19 protein-coding genes, 2 pseudogenes and 1 CRISPR repeat array are annotated in these 24641 nt (G+C 66.7%); of the genes and pseudogenes, 10 read left to right on the forward strand and 11 right to left on the reverse strand.

Annotated features, from left to right (window positions below; genetic code table 11):
- Positions 1 to 151: 151 nt before the first annotated feature.
- Positions 152 to 1534: an IS66-like element ISAzs7 family transposase gene (locus tag AZL_RS05440; RefSeq protein ID WP_012973653.1), complete on the forward strand. Its 1383-nt coding sequence runs from the start codon at positions 152 to 154 to the stop codon at positions 1532 to 1534.
- A 195-nt stretch (positions 1535 to 1729) separates the two neighbouring features.
- Here AZL_RS05440 and AZL_RS05445 read toward each other — a convergent pair.
- From AZL_RS05445 to AZL_RS34035, 4 genes and pseudogenes are all read right to left on the reverse strand, one after another.
- Positions 1730 to 3037, reverse strand: a pseudogene (locus tag AZL_RS05445) (ISL3 family transposase); the annotation flags it as partial.
- Between the two features lie 9 nt (positions 3038 to 3046).
- Positions 3047 to 4339, reverse strand: coding sequence for an IS701-like element ISAzs6 family transposase (locus AZL_RS05450; protein WP_012973655.1), 1293 nt, complete (start codon positions 4337 to 4339; stop codon positions 3047 to 3049).
- A gap of 94 nt (positions 4340 to 4433) precedes the next feature.
- A protein-coding gene (locus AZL_RS34030) for an IS5-like element ISAzs9 family transposase (RefSeq protein WP_148219189.1) occupies positions 4434 to 5191 on the reverse strand; the annotation gives its coding sequence in 2 pieces (ribosomal slippage) (positions 4434 to 4864 and positions 4864 to 5191; 759 coding nt in all).
- A 72-nt stretch (positions 5192 to 5263) separates the two neighbouring features.
- Positions 5264 to 5641 (reverse strand): annotated as a pseudogene (locus tag AZL_RS34035) (transposase family protein); the annotation flags it as partial.
- A gap of 644 nt (positions 5642 to 6285) precedes the next feature.
- Here AZL_RS34035 and AZL_RS05465 point away from each other — a divergent pair.
- From AZL_RS05465 to AZL_RS05490, 6 genes are read left to right on the forward strand one after another with little or no spacing between them, the layout of a single operon-like run.
- On the forward strand, positions 6286 to 6588 hold the full coding sequence (locus AZL_RS05465; protein ID WP_042442594.1) for a hypothetical protein: 303 nt from the start codon (positions 6286 to 6288) through the stop codon (positions 6586 to 6588).
- Positions 6589 to 6625: 37 nt separating this feature from the next.
- Positions 6626 to 6946, forward strand: a complete 321-nt coding sequence (locus tag AZL_RS05470; RefSeq protein WP_012973657.1) for a CU044_2847 family protein — start codon at positions 6626 to 6628, stop codon at positions 6944 to 6946.
- A 45-nt stretch (positions 6947 to 6991) separates the two neighbouring features.
- Positions 6992 to 8602, forward strand: coding sequence for a hypothetical protein (locus AZL_RS05475; RefSeq protein ID WP_042442596.1), 1611 nt, complete (start codon positions 6992 to 6994; stop codon positions 8600 to 8602).
- Entirely contained in the window at positions 8599 to 10365 is a 1767-nt protein-coding gene (locus tag AZL_RS05480) for an RAMP superfamily CRISPR-associated protein (protein WP_042442599.1), read from the forward strand. Before AZL_RS05475 ends, AZL_RS05480 begins: the two co-directional genes overlap by 4 nt.
- Complete coding sequence (locus AZL_RS05485; RefSeq protein ID WP_012973660.1) at positions 10358 to 13069, forward strand: RAMP superfamily CRISPR-associated protein; 2712 nt, start codon at positions 10358 to 10360, stop codon at positions 13067 to 13069. Before AZL_RS05480 ends, AZL_RS05485 begins: the two co-directional genes overlap by 8 nt.
- A gap of 35 nt (positions 13070 to 13104) precedes the next feature.
- Positions 13105 to 13743, forward strand: a complete 639-nt coding sequence (locus AZL_RS05490; RefSeq protein ID WP_012973661.1) for a hypothetical protein — start codon at positions 13105 to 13107, stop codon at positions 13741 to 13743.
- Positions 13744 to 13933: 190 nt separating this feature from the next.
- Here AZL_RS05490 and cas6 read toward each other — a convergent pair whose 3' ends face one another.
- From cas6 to AZL_RS05515, 5 genes are all read right to left on the reverse strand, one after another.
- Complete coding sequence (gene cas6 / locus AZL_RS05495; RefSeq protein WP_012973662.1) at positions 13934 to 14887, reverse strand: CRISPR system precrRNA processing endoribonuclease RAMP protein Cas6; 954 nt, start codon at positions 14885 to 14887, stop codon at positions 13934 to 13936.
- Between the two features lie 452 nt (positions 14888 to 15339).
- A complete protein-coding gene (gene cas2, locus AZL_RS05500) occupies positions 15340 to 15627 on the reverse strand; it encodes a CRISPR-associated endonuclease Cas2 (protein WP_012973663.1) in 288 nt (95 codons plus the stop codon).
- Positions 15628 to 15669: 42 nt separating this feature from the next.
- Positions 15670 to 17667: a CRISPR-associated endonuclease Cas1 gene (cas1, locus tag AZL_RS05505; protein ID WP_012973664.1), complete on the reverse strand. Its 1998-nt coding sequence runs from the start codon at positions 17665 to 17667 to the stop codon at positions 15670 to 15672.
- Between the two features lie 163 nt (positions 17668 to 17830).
- A CRISPR array of direct repeats spans positions 17831 to 18379; the repeat unit is 38 nt; unit sequence AGTTCGGAGGCGTTCCGCTATGGGAAGCGGATTGGAAC.
- An 18-nt stretch (positions 18380 to 18397) separates the two neighbouring features.
- Positions 18398 to 19171, reverse strand: a complete 774-nt coding sequence (locus tag AZL_RS34040) for a hypothetical protein (RefSeq protein ID WP_052293634.1) — start codon at positions 19169 to 19171, stop codon at positions 18398 to 18400.
- Entirely contained in the window at positions 19168 to 20739 is a 1572-nt protein-coding gene (locus AZL_RS05515) for a hypothetical protein (protein WP_042442600.1), read from the reverse strand. Before AZL_RS05515 ends, AZL_RS34040 begins: the two co-directional genes overlap by 4 nt.
- 368 nt (positions 20740 to 21107) lie before the next feature.
- Between AZL_RS05515 and AZL_RS05520 the strand changes: the two genes are divergently transcribed.
- The 3 genes from AZL_RS05520 to AZL_RS05530 all read left to right on the forward strand — a co-directional run bounded on the left by AZL_RS05520 (position 21108) and on the right by AZL_RS05530 (position 22845).
- Positions 21108 to 21527, forward strand: a complete 420-nt coding sequence (locus tag AZL_RS05520; protein ID WP_012973667.1) for an organic hydroperoxide resistance protein — start codon at positions 21108 to 21110, stop codon at positions 21525 to 21527.
- A 167-nt stretch (positions 21528 to 21694) separates the two neighbouring features.
- Entirely contained in the window at positions 21695 to 22168 is a 474-nt protein-coding gene (locus AZL_RS05525) for a MarR family winged helix-turn-helix transcriptional regulator (RefSeq protein ID WP_012973668.1), read from the forward strand.
- Positions 22169 to 22242: 74 nt separating this feature from the next.
- Complete coding sequence (locus AZL_RS05530; protein ID WP_012973669.1) at positions 22243 to 22845, forward strand: GNAT family N-acetyltransferase; 603 nt, start codon at positions 22243 to 22245, stop codon at positions 22843 to 22845.
- Between the two features lie 297 nt (positions 22846 to 23142).
- Here AZL_RS05530 and prmB read toward each other — a convergent pair whose 3' ends face one another.
- On the reverse strand, positions 23143 to 24075 hold the full coding sequence (gene prmB, locus AZL_RS05535; RefSeq protein ID WP_012973670.1) for a 50S ribosomal protein L3 N(5)-glutamine methyltransferase: 933 nt from the start codon (positions 24073 to 24075) through the stop codon (positions 23143 to 23145).
- A gap of 30 nt (positions 24076 to 24105) precedes the next feature.
- Positions 24106 to 24447 (reverse strand): arsenate reductase (glutaredoxin), encoded by a 342-nt coding sequence (arsC, locus tag AZL_RS05540; protein WP_012973671.1) that lies wholly within the window; start codon positions 24445 to 24447, stop codon positions 24106 to 24108.
- Positions 24448 to 24641 lie beyond the last annotated feature (194 nt).

A 24641-nucleotide genomic window follows, 5' to 3' on the forward strand; every position in this document is an offset into this window, starting at 1 on the left:
GTCTTGTCATTCGTCATGCTTCGCAACATCGATCGAATCACAAGAGACTGAAATCACTCAATTCTTTTCGGGTCAGGCTCTAAGGACGTAACTGCTCACGGGGCTGGCGAAATGGGTTGCGCGGGGTGCTGGAATATGAGTCAACGTCGGGATGGAGAAACCGCCGCGCCATCGCCTGAGTGATGCCGAGAAGGACGCCCTGCTTTTGGAGCAGGCGGCGTTGATCGAGCGTCTGGCCGCGCGGATCACGGAACTCGAGGCGCTGGTCGGCAAGCCGCGCAAGACGTCGTCGAATTCCCACACGCCGCCTTCACAGGACGGCCCCGGCCGCCCCGGCTCGAAGGCGGCGGCCACGCGCCGGCGCAAGCCGCGACCATCGCGTCCCGGCGTGTCGCGCCCGCTGAGCGAGGAGCCGGACAAGACGGATCGGCGTCTGGCCGAGAGCTGCCCCCATTGCGGGACGGCGGTATCGGCGATGCCCCAGCGCTGCCGACACCGCTACGATCACATCGATCTTCCGGTCATCCGCCCGATGGTGACACGGGTGGAACTGTTCGGTGGTCGCTGTGGCGATTGCGGGCGGCGCTACCGGGCGGAGCCTCCGGCTTTGATGCCGCCGGGCACACCGTTCGGCCCCGGCATCCGGGCGTTGCTGGCCTACCTTCACCACAGCCACCACGTCGGCTTCGAGCGTCTGTCGCGGATGCTGAAAGAGGTGTTCGGGCTGACCATCTCAGAAGGCGCCATCGCCAACAGCTTCCGGCGGATGGGGGGGGCGTTCGACACGGCCCGCGCGGCGATCAAGGCCAAGCTGTTGACCGCGCCGGTCATCGCGTCCGACGAAACCACCACGCGGGTGAATGGCGTCACCCAGTGGCAGTGGGTCTTCCACTCCGACAAGGCGGTGCTGCACGACATCGTCCCCAGCCGGGCCCGGAGCGTCGCGGCGCAGCTTCTCGGTGACCATCGGCCCGAGGTCTGGGTCTCCGACCGCTATGCCGGGCAGCAGGAATTGGGGCGCGTCCATCAGGTCTGCCTGGCCCATGTCCTGCGCGATGTCCAGTACGCCATCGACTGCGGCGACACCGTCGTCGCTCCCAAAATCCGCGACCATCTGCGCTGGGCCATCCGCATCGGCAAGCGGCGCCCCGCCTCGAAGGACAGCACGCTCGCCGCTTACGCCGCCAGAGCCGATCGGGGCCTTGATGTCCTGCTCGGCGTTCCCGCCGCCCATCCCGCCGGACGCGACCTGCAGCGCCAGATCAAGGCGTGGCGCGGCAAGTTCTTCGTCTTCCTCACCGACCGCCGCGTCCCGCCAACCAACAACGGCAGCGAGCGGGAAATCCGGCCCTCCGTCATCTTCCGCAAGGTCACCAACGGCTTTCGATCAACCTGGGGGCCGGGCATCCACGCCGGCTATCGATCCGTCACCGGGACTGCCCGCTTGCAGGGCCAGTCCGCCTGGACCGCCATCCGCGACCTCGTCGATGGCACCTTCGCTGTCGCCGAAGCACCCGCGCTGCCAGCCACCTGAGCAATTACCTAAGGACGGCGGCTTTATCGCGGTGTGGCAATCCTACGATCCGGCAACTGGGTGGGATGTCTTGGGGCGGGTATTCAAGGCGGACGGCAGCGCCGGCAAACAGTTCCTGTCAGGCGACATCCCAATTTGGGCTCTTGGAAATTTTGTGTGGATGAGTAGAAGGTGTTTGGGGATGTGATGTTCGCGTTAGGCGTGAGCCAAGACCCGACTGCGTAGGAGATCGAAGCCGGCACGGCCGTACATATCCCGCTTGATGACCTTGAGCCGATTGACGTGGCCCTCGACTTGCCCGCTACTCCACGGCTCGGTGAGCGCGGCGCGCACGGCGTCCTCGTCGCGCCGGATGCCGGCGGCGAACGGCCCCAGGGCACTGGCCTCCGCCTCACGCAGCCAGCCGTCGAACATGGTCGGCGTCTTGTCCTTCACCATCGTCGTGAAGCGGCTGATCAGGTCGGCGGCGGTGGCGATGGCGGGCGAGCGGTCCCGCAAGGAGACGACGAACTGGCGGTCCTCCTCGGAAAGCACGTCGAGGTCGACGGTTAGCAGGCGCACTGCCCGCCGAGGCGTCGGTGGCTCCGTAACTCTGGTCGCCGCCGAGTGACGCCTCGGTCCTGTGGATTTTCTGAGGCTCGGGTCCTCTCGCCGCCGCTGCATCGCCCAGTTCCGCACAACGGAATATTGTCCGGCAAAGCCCTGGCCCTTGAGGTCGCGCCAGAGCGCTGCCCCATTGTGACACCCGGCTTGCCAACGCTCCTCCAGATGGGCGCGATACGGGTCGAGGATGCTGGTCGCGCGAGCGGCATGGCGCCATGTCGGTGCATGGCCGGCCCGCAACCAGCGGCGCACCGTCTTGCGTTCGATCCCGGTGGTGCGGGCAATGGCTTTCAGCGCCATGCCCTGTTCACGCAAGCGCGCAACTTCGGCGAAGCGGGCGTCGCGGCGCTCCTGCGCAGCCCGCGACCGCCGCTCTGCGGCTCGCAACGGCCGTTCGGTTTCGGATGCAGTGGCTGGTCCCGAGTTGTTCTCCTCCAGCGTCAGCGGTTCCGGTTTCAGGGCGGCCGTTTGAGCGGCCTCGCGCAGATCGCGGTGATGATGCTCGAGAACCCCGCGCAGGGCGTCGCTCGCGTTTCGCAGCAAATGCCACCGGTCCGCGACCTGGATCGCTTCGGGAGCACCACGGGCGGCCCCCTCGGCGTAGGCGCCGGCGCGGTCACGGGCGACGACGGAGATGCCGGGGTGCATCATGAGCCATGCCGCCAAGGTGTCGGCACTGCGGTCGGGCAACAGGTCGATGACCCGCCGACGCTCCAGATCGCACAGGATCGTGCCGTAGCGATGCCCCTTACGCCAAGCCCAATCGTCCACGCCCAGCACAGTGACCGGAGGGATCGGCTTGGTTCCGCCGGCGCGAACGCGATGCAACAGCGTCGTTCGGCTGATCGGCATTCCCATCGCCGTGGCATGACGGGCGCCAGGGTTGCCGCCTAGTACTACAGCCGGTCCTTATCGGTTTGGGTGCGTCGTTTCCAATGGGAGCGCCGTGCTCGCTGTTGGTGGCGTCTTCGCCAGATGGACCAATCGATAATGGCGGTGGGTGGCGCGGGGGGCCGGCCGATCAAGGCGACCAGGAGGGCGCGGATCTCGGGCACGGTCAAGGGCAGAAGATCGGCGGACAGGTCGAGTTGATCCTCTCCCCCCGATGGCCGCCGTGCGCACGACGGTGAGAAAGGCCAGGGCCAGCATGGCCAAGGTGACGTGGCGGTGCCAGCCGGTCCACGAGCGCACCTCGTACTGGTCGAGCCCGACCTCGCCCTTCGCCGCCTCGAAGCAGGACTCGATGGTCCAGCGCGACCCGGCGACCCGGACCAATGTGGCGACCGGCGTGCCTTCCGGGGCGAAGGTCAGATAGTAGGTGAGTTTGTCCGGCTCGGCGATGGAGCGGCGCACCAGCAGACCGCGGCACCAGCCCTCGCGCAGGGAAGCGTAGGTTTTGTGCGCCCAGTCGTAGAGGCGTGGCCCCTTGGCTCCGTCGCCAGCACTCAACCGCTGCCAGTCGGTGGCGGTGAAGCCGGTCGTCCGCTCCTTGACCGTATCGAAGCCCATGGGCGCGCGCTGTTTGCTGGTGATCGCCAGCACGTAGCCCAGCGGTTGGCGCTCCAGCCATAGCCGCAGCGCGTAGTCCCCGCCGTAGACGGAGTCGGCGGTCACCCAGCGGCAGGGCAGGCCGGCTGCCACGGCGCGCTCCAGCATCGCCCGCCCCAGTTTCGGCTTGGTGGCGAAGCCGACGGCGTTGGGGACGCCGGCCATCCGTCGGCGTTCGTCGTTGCCAGCCCAGTCCTCGGGCAGATAGAGAGCGCGGTCGACCAGCACCCGGCCGCGTCGGCTGGCGTAGCCGAGGAAGACGCCGATCTGGCAGTTTTCGATACGTCCGGCGGTGCCGGAATACTGCCGCTTCACCCCGACCGAGCGGGTGCCCTTCTTGACGAAGCCGGTTTCATCGAGGACCAGCACGGCCTCATCGTCGCTCAACCGTTCGATGACATAGGCCTGGAGGTCGTCGCGGACGGCGTCGGCATCCCAACGGGTCCGGGCCAGGAAATCCTGCATCGCCGCCGGCGAGCAATCCCCGGCGGCTTCGGCCAACTGCCAGCCATTCTTGCGATCCAGCGGCGCCAAAAGACCTCTCACGTAACGCAGAGCCCGTTGGCGACCGGCCGCGCTGTAGAAGGACCTCAATCCGCCGACCAGCCCTTCCAGGGCATCGGACCATTCCGCCGCTTCCGTCATCTCGGTCATGCTCGGACCCTCCAGTCGGTTCCAAGCTCAACAGGCCGCCCGGCCGCATATTCCGTCTTTCGCGACCGGCTGTAGTACTAGGGCCTGTTGACATTCATCGTGTTACCAAGACGGTAGCGACGAGGTTAATGGCAGCGGCGAAGCTTGTATCAGTTTTGTCGTATCGTGTGGCGATGCGTCGGAATTCTTTGATTTTGCAGAAGAAGTTCTCGACCAGATGGCGCCATTTGTACATCTCGGCGTCGTGGGGAATCGGGGGAGATCGGTTGGCCTTGGACGGAATGACGGCGACCGCGCCTCGCTCGGCGATCAAGATACGGATGGCGTTGCTGTCGAAGGCTTTGTCAGCCAGCAAGGCGGAGAATTCGATACCGTCCAGCACCGGTTCGACGCCGACGCTGTCATGTCGCTGGCCCGGCAGCAGGATGAAGCGCCCAAGGTTCCCCAACGCATCGACGACGGCCAGGATCTTGGTCGTCAGCCCGCCACGAGAGCGACCGATGGCCTGAGCCTGAGTCCCCCCCTTGCGCCGGTACCGTGCTGATGCACCCGGACAATCGTGCCATCAATGATCGCGTACTCGAAGTCCGCGTCGCTCGATAAAGCGGCGAAGACCTCGTCGAAGACACCGGCCTTGGCCCATCGGCGATAGCGCTGGAACACCGAGTTCCAATTGCCGAACGCTGCAGGCAAGTCCCGCCAGGGCGCTCCAACGCGGACGATCCACAGGACCGCCTCCAAAAACAGGCGATTGTCCGCTGCCGAGCGGCCAGGGTCGCCCACTTTGCCGGGAAGAAGCGGCGCTATCCGCTCCCACTGATCATCTCGCAATACAATCCGATCCAAGGCCACCTCCCTTTTGGTAGCCTTGAATCAAATTTCTACGACCACCGGAAGCCTCTTCTCAACGCGAATGTCAACAGGCCCTAGTGCCAAGCCGATGGACCGGTGCACCGAGCGCAGCCGGTCGGTCTGCCGGCCTCGCCGTTGCGCGATGCCCGGCAATGACTCGGCAAAGGTCCGCCGGGAACAGGTCGGCGCCGTGCAACGGAAACGACGGACCCGGACCAGCAGGACGGTGGGGCGGCCGAAACACGCGAGGTCGCCGAGGCTGCGCCAGTAGGAACCGTGAATCCGCCGAGATGGCGTCCCACACGCGGTACAGGGAGCCGACACCGTCGTCTGCTGTGCGCGCAACGTGATGCGTGGGGAGCCATGGTCGATCTGGTCAATGATATGGAGACCAGGAAGAAAGCCAATCGAATGCAGGGAAAGGTTCAAGGAGAGGACCGTGTCAAGGATACGCTTCCTCTCATATAGCGATCCGCAAACTTCGAAGGGCTCCGCCTACTTTCGACTGCTTCGGGCTGCAACCTCAACCCCTGATTGATCACACAAAATTTCCAAGAGCCCAGTTCGGGATGTCGTTTGACAGACGTCCCGCGCCTGACCGGCGGAGTAGTGCTACAGCCAGGCGGCGAACGTGGTGTCGGGCCGCCCTTAGGACAGGGCGGATTTCGGGTTGGTGTCGAGGAGCAGTTCCAGAGGGTCGCCATCGGCGCGGGCGGGCACCATGTCCAACCCGCTCTTGGTATCCAGGCGCAGGCCAAGCCGCCCGCGGCACGCCCTCGACGGAGGTGACGTGCAGGTCCGGCGCGCCGCCCTGGGTGCAGTTGGGCAATCGGGTGTTGTCCTCGTCGCCGGAGCTGGGAAGCGCCTGTCGCACCCTGTCCAACCAGGACCATGCCCCCATTGGGGCAAAGCTGGCGACCGGCGGCACGGTTATTCGTGTCCGATCAGCGGTTTCCATCGTCCACCGCATTCGCCTCAGGCGATTCCCTTCAGCGTATCACCACAAACACTTGGAGAAAATCTCTCGATGATGCATTTTATAAGTAGGTTATATGAGAATTCCCAACTGCTTCCGGAGGAGCGATGGTCAGGGAATGACCGCAACGCTGCATGATTGCGTGATCCGGTTCTGGCGGGAAACGGGCACTGCCCGGAAAGTTGCCGGCACTGGATTCCTGGCGATCGGAGTCGATGGCCAGACCTATGCTCTGACCTGCGCCCATGTGGCGAATCTGGCGCTTGGGCGCAACCTGACCGAGGACAGCCCGACACAAGAAGGCGGCATCGTCACCGTTGATCTGATGGGGCGTGGCATCGTCACCGCGTCGGACGACTATACCGCCCGCATTTGGCCGCTCCACCCCGCCCCCGACGCCAACGGTCTCTGCCCCCGTTGATCCGACTTTTTCCCACAACGACGCCCTGGGAGTTCCCATGCCTACCCGTCTCGTCCGTTACGAACTCGCCGCCGGCGGCAATGTCGTCGTCGAGGAAGCCGTCACCGACCAGGGCGGTCTGGTCGGAGTCGGCGATGTGGTCGAGGCGTCGCGCCAGCGCTTCGAGGAGGCGCTGGCCGGCATCCGTCCGGCGACCGCCGCCGTGCTGGAGCATGTGGCCTCCCTGGTGGACGGGCCGGACACCGTGGCGCTCGAACTGGGCTTCTCGCTGAAGGGCGAGGTCGGCGCGGTCATCGCCAAGACGGCGGCGGAAGGCTGCTTCAAGCTCACCATGACCTGGAAGAGGACCGGCGCCTGACCGGCAAACAACAAAAGCTCCCGTATCGTGAGGATCGCCCGCTCGATGAAACAGGATGACGGATTGGAAAGCGCCCTGCTGGCGCGGGTGGCCGCGTGCAACTTCGACGCGACCATCCTCGACACCAACGACCTCAGCACCATCCGCGGCAGCAGCCTGATCGCGCTGCGTTTTCCCGAGCGGATCGTGCAGCGGCTGGAGCGGGAGCGTCCCGACCTCCAGGTCTCGGCCATCGCGTCCGGCGCGTCGGAGCTTCTGTTCCGCTTCGCCTCCCTGCCGGGGGCGACGGAGGCGGTCGAGGCGGCGCTGCGCCGCACGCTGCGCGGCGCCGGCGATCCGGCGAGCTGGCCCTGGACGCTGTTCACCTATGTGTGGGCGGTGGAGGGGCCGGACGACGGCGCCGGCCGGGACTTCGTCAAACGCCTGCGCCGGCTGACCGCCCGCTGCAACACGCTGCAATATCGACAGCCGACGATCGTTCTGCCGCCCTTCCACAGCGACGCGGAGCGGCGGGCGCGGGATGGCAAGACCGATGCGGCCAGCGTCGTTTGCAGCCTTGACGGGGTGCGCCCGGCCACGCCCGGCCTACGCCAGAAAAGCAAGGCCGTGTCCGCCAGCGTGCGCTGGCGGCGTGGCTTTGGCGTAAAGGCCAAAGAGCTGTTCTATGAGGCGGAGCTTAAGGACATCGGTTACCGGTCCGCGCTGCCCTTCGCCGGGGAATTCTCCGATCTGGCGCCGACCGCCGACGAACGGAGAACCCGCGACATTCCGGACTCGCTGACCGGCAAGATGGCCCTGATCTATCTGGACGGCAACGGCTTCGGACAAAGGCGGCAGGCGGAGGGACGGACGGCGGCCGGGCTGCGCGCCTTTTCCGAGGATGTGAAGGCCAAGCGCCGCGACCTGCTGCACGAGGTGCTGACCGCGCTGGACGATCTTCCCGGCATGATCCATCCGGGCGACGAGCGGACCCGCCAATGCGTGCGGTTTGAAACCCTGCTGTGGGGTGGGGATGAGGTGATGTGGGCGCTGCCCGCCTGCTGCGCCTGGGCGGTGATGGGGGTGGTGCAGGCCCATTTGAACGACCGGAACCGCTGGGGCGAGCTGACCCACGCCGCCGGACTGCTGATCGCCCCCTACAAGGCCCCGATCACGCATCTGACGGCGCTGGTCAAGGATTTGGGCGATACCGCGAAGACGGTGAACCGTGGGGGCAACGGGGTTCAGATCGGCATCGTTTCCGGTTTCGACATGCCGGGGGTGACGGTGGATGCCCTACGGCGGCCGCTGTTCGATCCGGATGGTGCGGAGGACGAGGTTCCGCACGGAACCCTCCAGTGCGACGGCGCCCGGTGGGGCGATGGTCAGGGCGCCATGGCGGCGGTCAAGCATCCCCGGACGGGCCTGCCACGCTCCGCCCTTTACCGAGTCTATCACGAGTCCTTGGAGAAAGGGTTGTTCGCTTCCGGCAGAAGGGAGGACGCGCGCCGGTATCTGGACATGGGCCTCGCACAGATCGAGCTGGTGCATGAGGGGACCATCGATCCCCAGGCCATCGCCACCCTGCGTGACGGCCTTCCCGGTGCCCAGGGCGTTGCCGAGCATCCGCTGGTCCCGCTCCATCAGATCCTCAGCCTGTGGGATATCGCCCGATGACAGCAGCTTTCCGTTGGGATCTGTCGATCGAACTGCGCAGTCCCTTCCTCATCCCCGGTCCGTCGGTGAACGCCACCCTGTCGGACGCCAGACCGGCTCGGGGTGCCGGTGGCGATCCGATCATTCCCGGCACGCTGATCCGGGGCCTGTTCCGTGATGCGCTGGAGAGCGCGGGGTTTCACGACGCCTTGACCCTGTTCGGCGCCGCATCCGGTCGGGACAAGTCCGACCATGGTCCGTCCGGGCCGGACGCCGCCGACGCGGCGGAAAACCGCGTGGTGGACAATGTTCCGAAACGGCGGTCGTTCGACGTCCCCGATCTGGTGGCGGACCGGCCGGCGCAGGCGGATCGGCCCGCGCACTTCACCCGTGTGGCGCTCGACAGCGCGGGCACCGGGGCCGCCCGCGAGGGGCATCTGCAATTCATCGAACTGGCGGCTCCCCTGGGCTGCGTCGTCCGCTTCACCGGCGCCATCACCGGCGTGGCCGGGAAGCCCGACGCTCTGCTGGACTCGTTCCGCAAGGCCAGCCGCCTGATCCGCGCCATCGGATCGAACAAGTCGTCGGGCTTCGGCGAGGTGGTGAGGATCGAGCTTTCGCCGGCGGCCCCCGCCGTTTCCCTTCCAGCGCCAGTCCTGCTGTCCGACGCGGTCTCCGGTTGCCGGCACATCGACATCGCCTTCGCCCTCGACCGCCCTTTCCTCGTCAATTCCGCCCACACCACCGCCAACGAGTTCAAGGGGGCCGAGGTGATCCCCGGCGCGGTGCTGAAGGGCGCGCTGGCGGGTTGGATCGACAGGCTGGGCATCACACCCGACCAGTTGGCGCGGACCCGCATCGGCCATGCCTTTCCCGCTCCGGATGGCAAAAAAGAACCGGCCGCCTTGCCGCCGTTGTCGCTGGCGCTGTGCAAGGATGGAAAGCGCTCGCTGCTGCTCGACCGGCTGCTGGCCGACGATCTCGACGGCCTGCCGCCCGACAATTGGGGACCGCCCATCTTCGCCACCGACTGGAAGTCCGGCGAACGCGAGGCGATCCTGACCCATCTTGGGCTTTCCCAGCCCAGTTTGCGCCGGGACGCCCGCACGCGGACTGCCATTGACGGCAAGACCGGCACGGCCGCATATGATCCTGAAACCGAAACCGGCGCCTTGTTCTCCTACAGCGCGGTCCGTCCCGAGGGGCATCGCTGGGTCAGCCGCTGGCTGATCGCGGACGATGTGGACCCGGCTGCGCTGGCGGCTCTGCTGGAGCTTCTGGGGCGGGGGCTTCCCGGTATCGGCAAGACCCGCGCCGTCGCCATGGCGGCATCGGTCACGCCGGTTGACGCTCCGCCATCCGAACCCCTGCCGGGTGGCCTGTGGGCCTTCACCCTGCAAACCGACGCCGCACTCGGCGATGGGGCGTTCTCCGATTATCGGACTTATTGGCACCGCCTGGGCTTCACCCTGGTCCGTCATTTCGCCGAGCAGCGGCTGGCCGGCGGCTATCAGGCCCTGCGCTATCCGGCCAAGCCGGACGGCTACGCCCCCTATGTGCTGACCCGCGCCGGATCGGTGTTCCTGGTGAAGGGCGACGCCGCCGCCCTTGTGGCTGAACTGCTGCGCGATGGCTTGCCGCCCGTATCTCCCTTCGATCAGCGGGATTGGCGCGCCTTCCCCTTCGGACGGGAGAACGGGTTCGGGGCGGTGCGGCTCAACGCCGTCGATCACGCGGCATTGCTGAAGGGCGAGGAACTCGCCAAGGACGGCATCCATGCATAGGCATCATGTGGAGTTGACCGGCAGCCTGACCGTCCTGTCGCCCCTGCATCTGGGCAACGGCCGCCGCGACGGGCGCGAGGGACTGACCGTCCTCACTGAACAGGGGGAGGAGAAGCCGGTCCTGCTGAGCGAGATTCAGCGCGATGGCCGCGGTCTTCCCTATCTTCCCGGCACCTCGCTGAAGGGGGCGCTGCGCGCCCGGCTGACGAGTGTGGATAGCGCAACCCTGTTCGGACGGCTGGACGACAAGAACCGCGAGGGCGGCGTGATGGGCCGCCTGTGGATTTATGGCGCCATCCATCAGAGCACCGGCCCCGCCGCCGGGCCGGAGCACAGCGTCCTCGCCGCCCGCACCCGCATCGACCGCGCCAGCGGCACCGCCGACGACCACAAGCTGTTCCACATGGACATGGTGCCGCCCGGCACGGTCTTCGCCTTCCATGCCCGCTGGCTGACCGACGCGACGGGCGCGGCGTTGGAGGACGAACTGGCGCAGGTCGCCACCGCGCTGGCGCCGCTGACCGACGGGACCGGCATCGCGTTGGGACGCGGCGGCCGGCAGGGGCAGGGGCGCGTCCGCCTGTCCGACCTCAAGGCGATCCTGGTTCCTTGGGACGGCGACCCGGTGGCGGTGACGCTCCCCACCATCGCCTGGACGCCGCCCGGCGAGCGTCACCGGCTGCGGCTGAGCGGCGACGGGCCATACATGATCCTCGATTCCGCCCGCCGCGACACGAAGCCGGACGGCGTGGGGGAGGAGGCCAACATCCTGCATCCGCTGCTGGATGGCGCCGGCCATCCGGCGCTTCCCGGATCGGCCCTGCTGGGGGCGCTGCGGGCGCGGGCGGCTTGGCTGGACGGCGGAGCGGACGACCGCGACCGGGTCAACACACCGCGAGCGGAGCTGACCGCGACCGAGCGGCTGTTCGGCGTTACCGGCTGGCGCGGGCTGCTGGGGGTGGAATCCATCCGCGTCGTCGATCCCGGCGTGAGGCAGCGCTTCACCTCGGTCAAGCTCGACCGTTTTTCCGCCGCCCCCATCGACGGCGCCCTGTTCACGGTGGAGGCCTTCGTCGACCCGGTGTTCGAGGTGACGCTGAGCCTGACCCCGCGCGGCGACGCCCCGGTTCCCGACGACGCGCGCGACCTGTTCGGGCGGCTGCTGGAGGATGTGCGGGACATGGGCCTGATGCTGGGCCATGGCGGATCGCGCGGCTTCGGCTGGTTCGGGGTAAGCGAGGTCCAACAGCCCGGCGCTGTCACTCAACGGCCGGATACGCCGGTGTCGGCGCAACAGACCGTCGTCTATACCAGCATCCCAGTTCCCGAGCCGCCGGAGAACGGGGTCGACCCACGGCCCAGCGCCCCTTACCGCTTCGTGCCGCTGAATCAAACGGTGGTTCCCAGCGAGGTGCCGGTGATCGAACAATGCGCCGACAGGGATTTGGCGACCTCTCAATCGCCGTTGATCGCCCGTGGCAAGGATCGTTTCAGTGGCCGGCTCACCGTTGAATGGACAGCGGAAACCCCGTTCCTGTTCGGTCAGCCGGGTGCGCGGAAATATCGGGCGGACAGGCCGGGTGCGCCGGACGAAACCATTCTTGAACCGGTGCGGCTGGGTGACCGCTATACGATTCCGGGGGCCGGTCTGCGCGGTGCTCTGCGGTCGTTGGTGGAGATCATCGGCTTCGCCCGGCTTCGTGGTGACACCATCAATCGGCGGCACCGCTTCGCCCTGCGGGATTTCAAGCACCCGGCTTTCGCGCCTGTGCTCAAGGCCGGGGCGGTGAAAGCCGGCTGGCTGCGGCAGGTCGGCGAGGCGTGGCAAATCGACGAGGTGGAATGGTTGCCGATCTCCATCCCATCCGTTCTGGAAAACCTCAAACAGACAGTTGATGAATGGGAGGACGATGATGAAGCCGAAACGCCCGTTTCCTCGATAGACAAGGAATGGGGAGGCTTCGCCATCGATCGGAAGTACGCATATTTCCCCGAAGGCCGCCGCAAGGTGAAGTTCGTCCCGCTGATCACGACCGAACGGAATGCGCAAGGAGGCTCGTTTCAGAGGAAAGTAGCGCAGATTCGGCGTTCGGGCCAGGACGGGATCCTGGTGTTTTCCGGCCCGGAAACCGAACGGCGGAAACGCTTTGAGTATGTTCTTGCCGACCATCGCAAGAAAATTCGGACGATCACCTTGACCTCGTCCGAGATCGAGGCGTTTCAGGCCGCGCATTGCAAACCGGAAGGCGACAGGAACTGGCAGCCGGTCGGTTCCTGGACCCATTGGGAACCGCAGTTCCGTGCCGGAGTTCGTGTTCCTGTCTTTTTCATCGACGATGAGACGGCTCAGGAGACCATCGCCGACGCCACGACTCCGAATGGTAAGCGCAAGCCGGTCAAGCTCGGCCTCACCCGGTTGTTCAAGCTGCCCCACCGCTATTCCGTCGCCGAGGTGCTTCATCGGACAAAGGCCCACAGGGATCGGCCAGCCGATGCCGGTGGGACCAAGCTCGATATTGCCGAGGCGTTGTTCGGTTTTGTCGACGAAGAGGCCGATGGCATCACCGGACGGACATTCAAGAGCCGGGTATCGGTGGGCTTCGCCCGCAGCAGGCAATCCGCCGCCGGGATCCGCCGGGATCAAGCCCGGCGGATGACGTTGCTGACGCCGCGTCCGTCCTTCAGTCCCTATTACCTGACCTGACCTGGGCGGACGGACGGGCGCGCCCCGGCACGCCGATGGACTGGAGCCACGACGACACGCGGTTGAATGGGCGAAAACGGTATCCCGCGCGCAACAGGGCGATTGAAGCCCTACCGCTATTCGATGAGACCAAGGGAGGGAAAAGCTCGGTCGAGAGTGTCGTTCGGTTTCTGCCGGCGGGGATACGCTTTGCCGGCGACATCCTTTACCGGAATTTGACGGCGGTCGAACTTGGCGCGCTGCTGTGGGCGGTGACGCTGGGGAAGCCGGGCGGCGAGCGGCGTCATATGCTGGGCCACGCGCGCAGCTTGGGCTATGGCCAGTTTCGGGCCGATGTCGTGAAGGCCGAGGGGGTCGATGTTCGGGCGTGCCTGGAGACATTCGAAGCTTATATGACGGAGGCTCTTGGACGGCTCTTCGCCGACTGCGAGGAAATCAAGTCGTTGTCGCACATGCTCGACCCGCGTTTGGGGGAGCGGATCAACCAGCCGCCGCATCCGATGCTGACCATACCTGGCGGGCCGAAGACCTATCAGAAGCTACGCTCCGACAGCGTGAGGACGGGGCGCAACATCCTTGATCGCTCTCTGGATCACACCTCGCCCGTCCAGGCGTCGCGCGACCCTGTGGAACATGATCAACCCACCGGTAACAAAGGAAGACCAAGACGTTGATGTCGATTTCCGGGGCGGCCGCTTGAAAAATGGGGTGTTGTATCTGCCGCCCCGTGGAAGAGAATGGGAAGAATGATCAGCATGACAAGGAGATGTGGAGCGCGAGTTTGAGGAGGTTCCGCTATGGGGAGCGGACTGAAACTTCTTATGGACGACGTTGACGAAGCGACAGCCCCTCGACGCCACTCGCTCAGGCCGCCAGCGGTTCCAAAGCGTAGCGGCCCAATCCCTGGGCGGCGTGGCTGCCGGCGTGGGTCAGCGCGCCCAGGGTCAGCAGCGGCCAAAGCGGGGCGAGGTCGCCACTCAGGGTGACGGGGCCGCGCAGACCCTCCATGCGGATCGGCGTGTCGCCCTGGCGGGCGGAATGGCGTCGCCACGCCACCGGGCGCAGGGATGACTCGTCGATATGCAGCGTGGCGGCATGGTCCTTCACGCCGCGCCAGTCGGCGGCGACCGTCGTGTCCTGCCAGCGGGCCAGACCGGACAGCCGGTTGCCCAGGCTGCTGAACAGCGCCCCGACGCCGCCATGCGTCGCTCCGCCCCGCCGCAGGCACAGCGGCGTGATAAAGGTCAGGCGGGCGGCGGCGGGCGGCGGGGAGAAGGACAGCCCCTCGTGAACGGTGATGCGGCGGTCCAGCGGTTCCAGCGCCGCATGCAGGCCGTCGGGCATGGCCACCCCGCCGCGCAGAGCCAGAATCCAGGCGTCGGCGGCACTTTCCAGCCAGTCGGTGGCGAAGCCGAACAGGGTCAGCCGCAGCGCCATCCGGTCGAAGCAGTCCGGCGCTGGATCGGCGGCGATGACATAGGGCTTGGGCGTCTCCATCCCCTTCAGGGCCGGATGCTCGCGGAACAGCGGGTCATAGGCGCAGGGCGGCGACCAGGAACACGGGCCGCCCAGCCGCGCCGCTGGTGACGCCGTGTTCAGCAACTGCCGCCCCCAGGCGCCGCGCAGCCGTCCGGGAAAGGCGGGATCGTCAACCAGATCGCCGGCGCTCCATCCGCGCGGCGGACGGCAGAGCGCCACGATTTCGGCATGGAACCAGCGCTGCGGCAGATCGGCCAAGCCGACCACGCCCATCGGCGCCGCCAAGCGGGCGGCGATCCGATCCTCATCCGCAGCCACCGAGTCGCCTTCCTCCCGCATTCCGCGATCTCCGCCCGCTCAAAACCCGCAGCCCGCGCGATAGCCGGACCTTGCCATAGCGGGGATGCCACAAGCCATGCCGAAATCGCCGGACAAGGAGCGCCGAACCCTGTGGAAACTTATTAGAATGTTGATATTCATGGATTCTTATCGTGAATCTTGGAATGTTTCGACCATACCCTTGACAAAAATCACGCCTCCATCTGCTACCCTATGGAAAACGGTCGGAATTGCCCTCGTTGCGCCAATGGCTTGCAAAGGGTATGTTCAACGCTGTTCCGCTTTGGGAAGCGGATTGAAACCGTGCTTGACGTGCGGAAGAACTTGAAACCCTTCGGTTCAACGCTGTTCCGCTTTGGGAAGCGGATTGAAACAACATGCGCTGTAGGTAGCGCTTCATCATCTGGTCCAGCGCCATTCCGCCACCAAAAGCGGCCGTCCGTCATCCCGCCCTACAGCAGGTAGAAATCCTGCGGCTCGGCCAGCGGGGCGCCGCCATAGCTGCGGGAGCGGGTCAGGCCGTGCGCGCCGATGGCGTAGACGCGCAGGCTGTCGCCCGGCGCCAGATGGGCGGCGACCCGCTCGGCCAGGCGGGCGGCGGCGCGGTCGGTCATGCGGGCCTCGAACACGCTTTTCTGCACGCGGACGGCGGCATCCTCCAACGCCTTGGCGACGCGGCGGCGGCGCTTGTCGTCGGCCACGTCGTAACAGAACACCATCAGCATCTCCGCCGCCGGCATGGCTGGCCGCCTTTCGCTCCGCTGTTCGACGATCCGGGCCGCTCAATAATCCAGGATGAAGGGGCGATAGGGTGCCTCGCCCAGGGCATGGCGGGCATAGGCGACGACCTGCGCCTGCATCACCCGCCGCCACAGCATCCTTTTCCCCGACGGCCCTTTCACCGCACGGTCAAGCCACCCCTCATAGCCACGGATCAGCCGGTCGCGGCCCGCCGACTGGATGCGGCAGACGGCGGCGCCCGGTTGTCCGTCCGGGGCATCGCCATCCGGGGGATCGGTGGTCAGGAAATCGGCGCGGGACAGGATGCGGTTGTTGAACAGATACACCGCCAGCCCCTCGACCAGCGGCGCGCGGAACTCCTCGATCAGATCGGAGACGCAGGCCTGGGCGCCGTCGCGGGCGCTGTGCAGCGCGCCGAAGCCGGGATGCAGCCCGTGGCGGACGACGAAGGCGGCGAGATCGCGGTGCAACACGGCCGACAGGTAGGAGATCACCAGATTGACCGGATCGGGCGGCGGACGGCGGCGGCGGCGCTCCAACCGCCATCCCTGCTCCAGACAGCGGCCCAACGCCGGCCAATAGGCGGCTGCGGCGGCACCTTCCAGCCCCATCAGGGCCGGAACGTCCTCGGCCACCGGCAGCTTGCGGATCAGCCGGTTCAACGCCAGGGCGGCGTCGGTGACGTCGGCGTCGGCCCGCTTGCGGTTCAGCCGCCGCAACAGGGCGCGCTGGTTGCGCAGCCGGCCATCGACGATGCGCCGCGCCAGATCGAGCCGGGCCGCCGGGTCGATGGCCAGCCGCGCCTGGGCCAGATGCAGCCCGGCGCGCGGGCCGGCGGGGCGTTCCAGCGTGCCGACGCTGTCGCCCCAGCCATCGACCAGCGCCACATCGACGCCATGGGCCAGAGCGTGGCGCAGCACGTCGTCATCGGCCTCGCACCCCGGCCCCAGTTCGATGCGGTCGAGCCGGGCGGGCGGAATCGCCAGCAGTTCCGCCCCATCCTCCGTCACCGCGAAGGACTGGTTGCGGCGGGTCAGGCGGCGGCCCCGGCGGGTGACATACAGCACGCGCAGGCCGGGCGCGCGGTCCTCGCCGTCATCCTGGTCGGGTGCGGGATCGGGGGTGGCGGCGGGATGGCGGGCCAGAACCAGCGCCTCGTCCGGGGTCAGGTCGGCGGCCTCCTCGCCATCGACCGGGCGCACCACCAGGGAGCGGACGAACAGATGCCCCAGAAAGCGGAATCCCTGTTCGAACGGCACGATGCGCGTCTTGTCGGGATGCAGCCGCAACCCGTGTTCGGCCAGCAGCGCCGCCATGCGGTCGCGCGCGTCCTCGGCAGCCGCCTCGCCCCGGCACATCAGCAGGAAATCGTCGGCGAAGCGGACCAGACGGACGCCGCGCGCGGCGATACGGTCGTCGATGTCATCCAGATAGAGGTTGGCGAGCAGCGGGCTGAGCGGTGCCCCCTGCGGCAGGCCCAGCCCCATGGCGGAAAAGCTTTCCAGCCACAGCTCGATCAGGTCGAGCAGAGGCGGCTCGTCGATCACGCGGGCGAGACAGGCCATCATCCGTTCATGGGGAACCCGCTCGAAATAGCGTTCGATGTCGCCGTCCACCACCCAGCCGAAGCCCTGGCGCCGGTGTTCGGCCACCCGCGCCACCGCCATCGCCACCGACCGGCCCGGACGATAGGCGAAGCTGCCGTCATGCATGCGTGGATCGAGCAGTGGGGTCAGCACCTGGGCGACGGCGGTCTGCGCCACCCGGTCCACCACCGGCGGGATCGCCAGCGGTCGGGTGCCGCCATCCTCCTTGGCGACATCGACGCGGCGCAGCCGGCCGGGCCGGTAGGTTCCTTGCGCCAACGCCAGTTGCAGCCGCACCAGCCGGGTCGGCAGATCGATGGAGAACTCCTCCACCGTCATCCCATCACCGCCGGCCCCGCCCTGGTTGGCGAGCACCCGCTCCCACGCCGCCTCCAGCCGATCCAGCCGGACGATTTGGTCGAACAAACCAAGGCCGACGGCGGGATCGGGCATGCGGGAACCCCGTGGAAAGTCGGAAAATGGTTTAGTATAAATGAGTTGATGGCTATTTCGTATCTATTTCCAAGGAGCGCCTTGACAAAATGCCTTATGGATTTCGCTGCCCTGTGGAAACGGGCGGGAAAGGGGCAGTTGCGACAATGAGTTGCAGGAGGTAAGTTCGGAGGCGTTCCGCTATGGGAAGCGGATTGGAACTAAAACTTGTAAGCCAACCCGGACGGATCGCATGAAGCAGTTTCGGTTCGGAGGCGTTCCGCTATGGGAAGCGGATTGGAACACGATGACTGGAGCGAACGCGGCCCCTTCTCTAGAAAGTTCGGAGGCGTTCCGCTATGGGAAGCGGATTGGAACTCTGGCATTGAAAAACAAAATTACCACAATGAGTTCGGAGGCGTTCCGCTATGGGAAGCGGATTGGAACTTTCTTCCAGGTCTTCCAGGTCGGTGATCGGGGAGTTCGGAGGCGTTCCGCTATGGGAAGCGGATTGGAACTTTCTGAAATATTTTTGTTGGTGGCTTAGTAGAGTTCGGAGGCGTTCCGCTATGGGAAGCGGATTGGAACAAACCGATCCATACAATGAATGAGAATATGGCGGCAGTTCGGAGGCGTTCCGCTATGGGAAGCGGATTGAAACCGGCCCTGGAAGGTCTGGTCGTTGTAGTAGCCCCAGTTCACAGGCATTCCGCTATCGAAAGCGGTTCGATCCGGACCAATCGCCTGCCGATCACGCCCTTTTCAGCCCCTCGGCCACCGCATGCAACAGCGCCGCTTCGTCCGGCAGGGGACTGGCGTGGCCCCAAAAGCCATATGCGGGCAATGCGCCGCCGCGCCAGCCGCCGGGAAAGACCCGGTCAAGCGCCGCGATCACCGCGCCAGGGCCATAGGTGTTGACCTCCGTCGGCGACAGCACGATCAGCGGGCGCGGGTCATCGGGGTCCAGGCGGTCCGTCACCACCGCGCAGGCCGCGTGCGGCAGCCGGGCCAGACGGGCGCGCCCGTCCAGAATGGTTTCCAGCGCGGTGACGGCGCGTTCCCCCGCCGCCTCCATCTCCGCCGTCACGCCCTGGGCGGCGCGGTCGTCGCGGCGGATGGCGGCGATCTCCGCCTCGGTGGCGCCAGCAGCCCGCAGGGCGCGGATGTGGCCGCAGTCGTTGGCCGCCACCAGCTCCATCCGCCGGGTCCAGGCGGCGGCGGGCAGTTCCAGCAGCGCGAAAATCCGGTGCAGGGAGGTCGCTTGCTCCGCCCCCGCCGCGTCGCCATGGTGATCGACGACCAGCGCGCCGTCGGGCAGCGGCATGTCCACCGCCAATTCGACCAGCACCGGACGGCGCCCCGACGCGGCGGCGGCGGCGATGGCATCGGCGTAGTCCGACGCCTTGGCCCCCCAGGCGAGCCCGGCGTCGAACAGCGGCGCATCGGGCGCATGATCGCGGATCAACCGGGCGATCTCCACCATCTCCAGATCGCGACCGCCCAGGAAGAAGGCGAATTCCGTCATCGCCGCCGCCGTTCCAACCACCTCACCCGCACGGATTTAAACAGCCCCGCCAAAGTCCAGGCAAGCCCAGCCAACACCGCAACGGTCACGAGTGCGCCGCCTAACGCCTGAAGCGCCCAATCCAGGCTCTCCGCCGGCCAGCCGTCAAACTTTTTACTACTGAACGAGATCAGATTGATGCCCAGGAACCCGGTGGCAAGCGACGGCACCGCCACCAGCAGCGCGGCGATGGTCAGGCGGGTGGTGGCCTCCGTGGCTTGGCGGCTTTCCGTGGCGTCCCGATACTCGGCGGCGGCGCGGGCTTCCTCCCGCACCTGGTCGTACAGCGCCTTCGTGTTGAGGCTGCCGCGCCACAAGGCGTACATCTCGCGCGCCTGGATCTGGTTGGACACATCGACGAACCAGTATTTCCGCGTGAAATCGAGAACGCGCTTCAGGCCCCGCTCGACATCCTTGGGGGTCTCCGCATCGGCCAGCCGGTGGGATTCGGCCAGCAACGCCGCATATTCGAACTGGGCCAGCAAGGCCAACTGGAAATAATGGCGGCGGAAATGGGTCGGCAGGATGGTCTTGAAAAACCCGTTCGCCTCACCGCCGACGGCGACGAAGCCATAGCCGGAGAACAGATAGCGCGACGCGCGCGCGGTATTCACGCCGCCACGCTCATTCGTGATCCAATGGCGGTCGTAGCAATGGCGCGTCTCGAAATCGCTTAGGAAATCCTCCGCGTAGGGACATGGCAGGTCGCCGGGCTCGTCGCAATTCGCCAGCCGCACCCAATCGCCGCGGGAAATTTCGGCGGGGTTATCCACCCGCAGATACAGCATCTGCGGGATGCGGTCATCCACCACCTGACGGATATGGACCTGATCGCGTGACAGCAGCGGTTTCAGCAGCGCCGCCCAATGCCCAGCCAGCGGCGGTTCCCCGAGTTCCACTGTCGGGCCGATCATGGCGGCCGGCGACGGCGGCGCATGGCCGGGGCTGGATCGGCCGTCCTGGCACCGCCAGCGCACCGAGGTCGGCATCAAGCCAGCCCGTCCTTCGGAATCCCAGTAAGGCGGATAGGCGCGGCGCAGCCGTTCCTGAATGGTCTGGGCATGGTGCAGCCGCATCGGCTGGGGGCCATCGGCGGCGATGATGCCGCCGTTGTTGCGGAGCTCCAGCGCCAGCACGGCGATGCCGGCGTCGAACAGATACAGGTTGGCCCGCTCCACCTGGAATTCGACGGTGAAAGCGTCCGCATCGGTGCCGAACGTCGCGTCCAGCCGATCGCAGCCAGTGCAGCGGAACAGCCGGATCTCGTCGGATTCGCCATTCTTGCCATACAGGAAATCGCGGACGAAGGGATGGAAATAGACGAACTCCTGATAGGCGCCCTGACCATCCCCGGCCGTTCCGAGATGGTCGAGCAGGCGGGGGATCTCCGTCCAGCCCCCGCCCGCCAATGCCTTTACCGCTTCCTCCCGCAGGCCGCGCGGGTCGGTGGCTCGGCCGCCTTCCAGGCTGAACGGCCAGACGAGGATCTGACGGAACTCACGAACGAGAATGTTTTGCGACGGTGTCATGAAAGGGGGTATCCCGATGCGGAGCACAGCTTTTTATAGAGGAAATTCCCTGGTTTTCTGGGAAAAATGTGAAATGCGACGGTCTTCTCGCATTGAAGATGCCGTGGGCGGAACTTGCGCCCAGTGCTCGGCGCCAGGCTGGTGGAATGCCGGGAAGCGCCGGCTCTTCACGGCCGTCTGGTCTGATGGAGGCGGCAAGGCGTACGCATCCGGCATATAAATTTCGCGCAATTCGATTGCGCGCGATAAAAATGCTTGCGCGCAATCGAATTGTGCGCCATATTCCGTTCCACAAGATCGACGGGCGCCGGTTCGCCCCGCCGCCCTGGAAAGCAAACCAAACGCCATCCAACGAAGGAGCACATGCCATGAAGACCCTGTATTCGACCAAGGTGACCGCCACCGGTGGCCGTGACGGCAAGGCCGTCAGCGAGGACGGGCTGCTGTCGGTCGCGCTGGCCGCGCCGAAGGAACTGGGCGGCCAGGGCGGCGCCACCAACCCCGAGCAGCTGTTCGCCGCCGGCTATTCCGCCTGCTTCATCGGCGCCATCAAGTTCGTCGGCAACCGCGACAAGATCGCCGTCCCGGCCGACCTGACGGTGAACGCCACCGTCGGCATCGGCGCCCGCGACGATGGCGAGGGCTTCGGCCTGACGGTCGATTTCGTCGTCTCGCTGCCGGGCATGGACAAGGCGGCGGCCGAGGATCTGCTGGCCCGCGCCCACAAGGTCTGCCCCTACAGCCACGCCACCAAGGGCAACATCCCGGTCACCACGACCGTCGCCTGATGTCGCCGCCTGGAGGCATAGCCTGAGGCGAACGGCTTTCGGCATTGCGCCGCCGGGCTGTTGCGCGCGATTGTGCGGGGACGCAAGATCGACCGACGCGCGGCATCCCGGCGGCGTTCGCCGTTTTCCTCAGGCGGCCTCCGGCCGTTTTCCAAGGTTCAGACATCATGGCAGCCGACAAGGACGACCCGCTTCTGCTCTCCAACCAGGCCTGCTTCGCGCTCTATTCGGCTCATCTGGCGATGACCCGGGTCTATCGTCCGCTGCTGGAGGAGTTGGGCCTGACCTACCCGCAATATCTGATCATGCTGTTGCTGTGGGAGGAGGACGGGCAGTCGATGAAGCTGCTGGGCGAGCGGCTCGGGCTGGACAGCGGCACGCTCACCCCGCTGCTGAAGCGGATGGAGGGGCAGGGACTGCTGACCCGCAGCCGCGATCCGCAGGACGAGCGGCTGGTGCTGGTCGGTCTCACCCCGGACGGCGTGGCTCTGCGCGGCAAGGCCGAATGCCTGCCGGCGCGGATCACCGCCGCGGCCGGCTGTTCCGCCGATGGGCTGGCGTCGCTGCGTGACGCGCTGCTGCGGCTGCGCGATGACCTCAACCGTTCGGTCGATCAAGCTCGAGGCGAAGGGCGGGGCTGAGACGAAAGGGGCTGGAAATCGGCGGTGGGAGGGCCTTCTCTAGGAAGACGCTTTGCCGACCGAAGGTTTCCATCGTGACCGCTGTCCCGAACGACGACCGTCTCCGCCTGCGCCCGGCCGATGCCGACGACGCCTATGAGCTCGCCCGGCTGATCGACATCGCCGGGGGCGGCGTCTACGACTTCCTGCTTGACGGGCTGATGCCGGGGATGACGGCGGCGGAGATTTTGATGCCCGGGCTGGCCGGGCGCAGCGGGTCGCTGTCGCATCGGCAGAGCGGGGTCGCCGAACTGGATGGACGGGTGGTCGGCATCGCCCATGGCTACCCCACCGACTGGATCCGGACGGAGGATTACAGCGGCCTGCCGCCCAACCGGGTTGCCCATATGGCCGAATTCTCCCAAACCCTGGACTGGGGCAGCTATTTCCTGTCGGCGCTGGCGGTCGATCCGGCTCTGCGGCGCCAGGGCATCGCCGGTCGGCTGCTCGGCTGGTTCTACGAGCGGGCGCGCACCGGCGGCTTCGACCGCGTCACCCTGCATGTCTGGGCCGACAATGACGCGGCCCGCCGCCTCTATGCCGGCGAGGGGTTCGAGGAGATCGGCCGCGCCGCCATCCCCTGGCATCCCCGGCTTCCGCACCAGGGCGGCAGCATCCTGTTGCGGCGCTATCTGTGAGCGGCGATCCGCCCTCCTTGTAATGCAGACGGACGCCATCGACGGTGACGAAGCGCCCGTCCGGCGGATAGCGGCGTTCGGCCGCCCGCGCCGCCAGCCTGTTGGCGACGGCCAGCCCGCCCAACGCCAGCGCGGCGATGCCCAGGGTCTTGATCATGGTGTGGCGGCTGTCGGTCATGGCGGTTGTCCTCTCAGGCGTCTGCTGCGGCGCGGCATCGTGAGAGGACAACCGGCGGGCGGGGGAGGGGTTCCCGCAGGAAGGTCAGGTGAGGGCGCCCGAGGCCGTTGGCGATCCGCTCACTTGCCGGCCTTCAGCTGGTCGCGCGTCAGCCAGAACACCTCGCCGAAGCTGTTTGCGGTCTCCAGCCACAGGAAGTCGAGATGGGGATAGTCGGCTTCCAGGATCTCGCGGCCGGTGCCGAATTCGCAGAGCAGGCCGCCCTCTGGCGTCAGATGCTTGGGCGCCTCCTTCAGGATGCGGCGGACGATGTCCAGCCCGTCGTCGCCGCCGGCCAGCGCCATCTCGGGCTCGGCGCGGAATTCCGGCGGCAGGGCGCCCATCGCCTCGGCGTCGACATAGGGCGGGTTGGTGATGATGACGTCGTATTTGCGCGTCTTCAGTGGCGCGAACAGGTCGCCCTGATGCAGGGTGATGCGGTCCTCGAACCCGCTGTCGGCGACGTTGCGCTTCGCCACCTCCAGCGCGTCGGGCGACAGGTCGACCGCGTCGACCTGGGCCTCGGGGAAGATGCGGGCGGCGAGGATGGCGAGGCAGCCTGAGCCGGTGCACAGGTCCAGCACCCGCTCGACCGAGGTCGGATCCTCGACGATGGTGAAGTCGTCGCCGCCGAACAGGTCGGAGAACAGCAGTTCGCCGATGTAGGAACGCGGGACGATCACCCGTTCGTCGACATAGAAGGGGATACCCTGGATATAGGCCTTGTTCAGCAGATAGGGCGCCGGCTTGCGGGTGTCGATGCGGGCATGGAGGATGCCGGCCACCGCCTCGCGCTCCGCCGCGGTCAGCCGGGCGTCGATATAGGGGTCGAGCTGGTCGACCGGCAGATGCAGCGTCTCCAGCACCAGGAAGACCGCCTCGTCGAAGGCGGAGCTGGTGCCGTGGCCGTAATCGAGGTCGGCCTCGTTGAAGCGGCTGACGCCGTAGCGCAGGAAATCGCGGATCGTCGACAGTTCGGCGGCGGCGGTGGCGGCGGTGTGTTTGGAGGTCACGGGCGGCTGGCTCCGGTCAGGATGAAAGGGTCAGAGCAGGTCCAGAACCGACTCCGGTGGGCGGCCGACGCGGGCGCGGTCGCCCTTGACCACGATCGGGCGCTCGATGGCGGCCGGATGGGCGGACAGGGCGGTGATCAGCGCCACGCCGTCGAGATCCTTGGCGATGCCGGCCTCCGCCGCCTCCTTGGCGCGGGTGATGTCACGCGGCGCCTTGCCCAGCTTGGCGAGGATGGCCGACAGCTCCGCCGCGCCGGGCGGGGTCTTCAGATACTCGACCACCGTCGGCTCGACACCGCGGGAGCGCAGAAGCTCCAGCGTCTCGCGCGACTTGCTGCATCGCGGGTTGTGATAGATCGTCACGTCGCTCATGGCAGAATTCCGGATTTGGGGCGGGCTTGCGAATTTGGGCGCTTTTCGACTTTCGACGCGGAGTCCGACTGATACACCCAACCCGCGTCGCGCGCCAATCCGGCATGCGGAAACGCACGCCGCGGCGCAACATCCCTCAGGTGACAAGGGCCGGCTTTGGTATTATTTTGCGCGCTCGCTTTTCCCAAGGCCCA

The organism is Azospirillum sp. B510 (assembly GCF_000010725.1).
Taxonomy (GTDB): Bacteria; Pseudomonadota; Alphaproteobacteria; order Azospirillales; family Azospirillaceae; genus Azospirillum; species Azospirillum lipoferum_B.

Coding starts and splice junctions, on each gene's coding strand:
- AZL_RS05440 (WP_012973653.1), top strand. CDS start 152: ATGGAGAAACCGCCGCGCCATCGCCTGAGTGATGCCGAGAAGGACGCC.
- AZL_RS05450 (WP_012973655.1), bottom strand. CDS start 4,339: ATGACCGAGATGACGGAAGCGGCGGAATGGTCCGATGCCCTGGAAGGG.
- AZL_RS05465 (WP_042442594.1), top strand. CDS start 6,286: ATGACCGCAACGCTGCATGATTGCGTGATCCGGTTCTGGCGGGAAACG.
- AZL_RS05470 (WP_012973657.1), top strand. CDS start 6,626: ATGCCTACCCGTCTCGTCCGTTACGAACTCGCCGCCGGCGGCAATGTC.
- AZL_RS05475 (WP_042442596.1), top strand. CDS start 6,992: ATGAAACAGGATGACGGATTGGAAAGCGCCCTGCTGGCGCGGGTGGCC.
- AZL_RS05480 (WP_042442599.1), top strand. CDS start 8,599: ATGACAGCAGCTTTCCGTTGGGATCTGTCGATCGAACTGCGCAGTCCC.
- AZL_RS05485 (WP_012973660.1), top strand. CDS start 10,358: ATGCATAGGCATCATGTGGAGTTGACCGGCAGCCTGACCGTCCTGTCG.
- AZL_RS05490 (WP_012973661.1), top strand. CDS start 13,105: ATGGACTGGAGCCACGACGACACGCGGTTGAATGGGCGAAAACGGTAT.
- cas6 (WP_012973662.1), bottom strand. CDS start 14,887: ATGCGGGAGGAAGGCGACTCGGTGGCTGCGGATGAGGATCGGATCGCC.
- cas2 (WP_012973663.1), bottom strand. CDS start 15,627: ATGCCGGCGGCGGAGATGCTGATGGTGTTCTGTTACGACGTGGCCGAC.
- cas1 (WP_012973664.1), bottom strand. CDS start 17,667: ATGCCCGATCCCGCCGTCGGCCTTGGTTTGTTCGACCAAATCGTCCGG.
- AZL_RS34040 (WP_052293634.1), bottom strand. CDS start 19,171: ATGACGGAATTCGCCTTCTTCCTGGGCGGTCGCGATCTGGAGATGGTG.
- AZL_RS05515 (WP_042442600.1), bottom strand. CDS start 20,739: ATGACACCGTCGCAAAACATTCTCGTTCGTGAGTTCCGTCAGATCCTC.
- AZL_RS05520 (WP_012973667.1), top strand. CDS start 21,108: ATGAAGACCCTGTATTCGACCAAGGTGACCGCCACCGGTGGCCGTGAC.
- AZL_RS05525 (WP_012973668.1), top strand. CDS start 21,695: ATGGCAGCCGACAAGGACGACCCGCTTCTGCTCTCCAACCAGGCCTGC.
- arsC (WP_012973671.1), bottom strand. CDS start 24,447: ATGAGCGACGTGACGATCTATCACAACCCGCGATGCAGCAAGTCGCGC.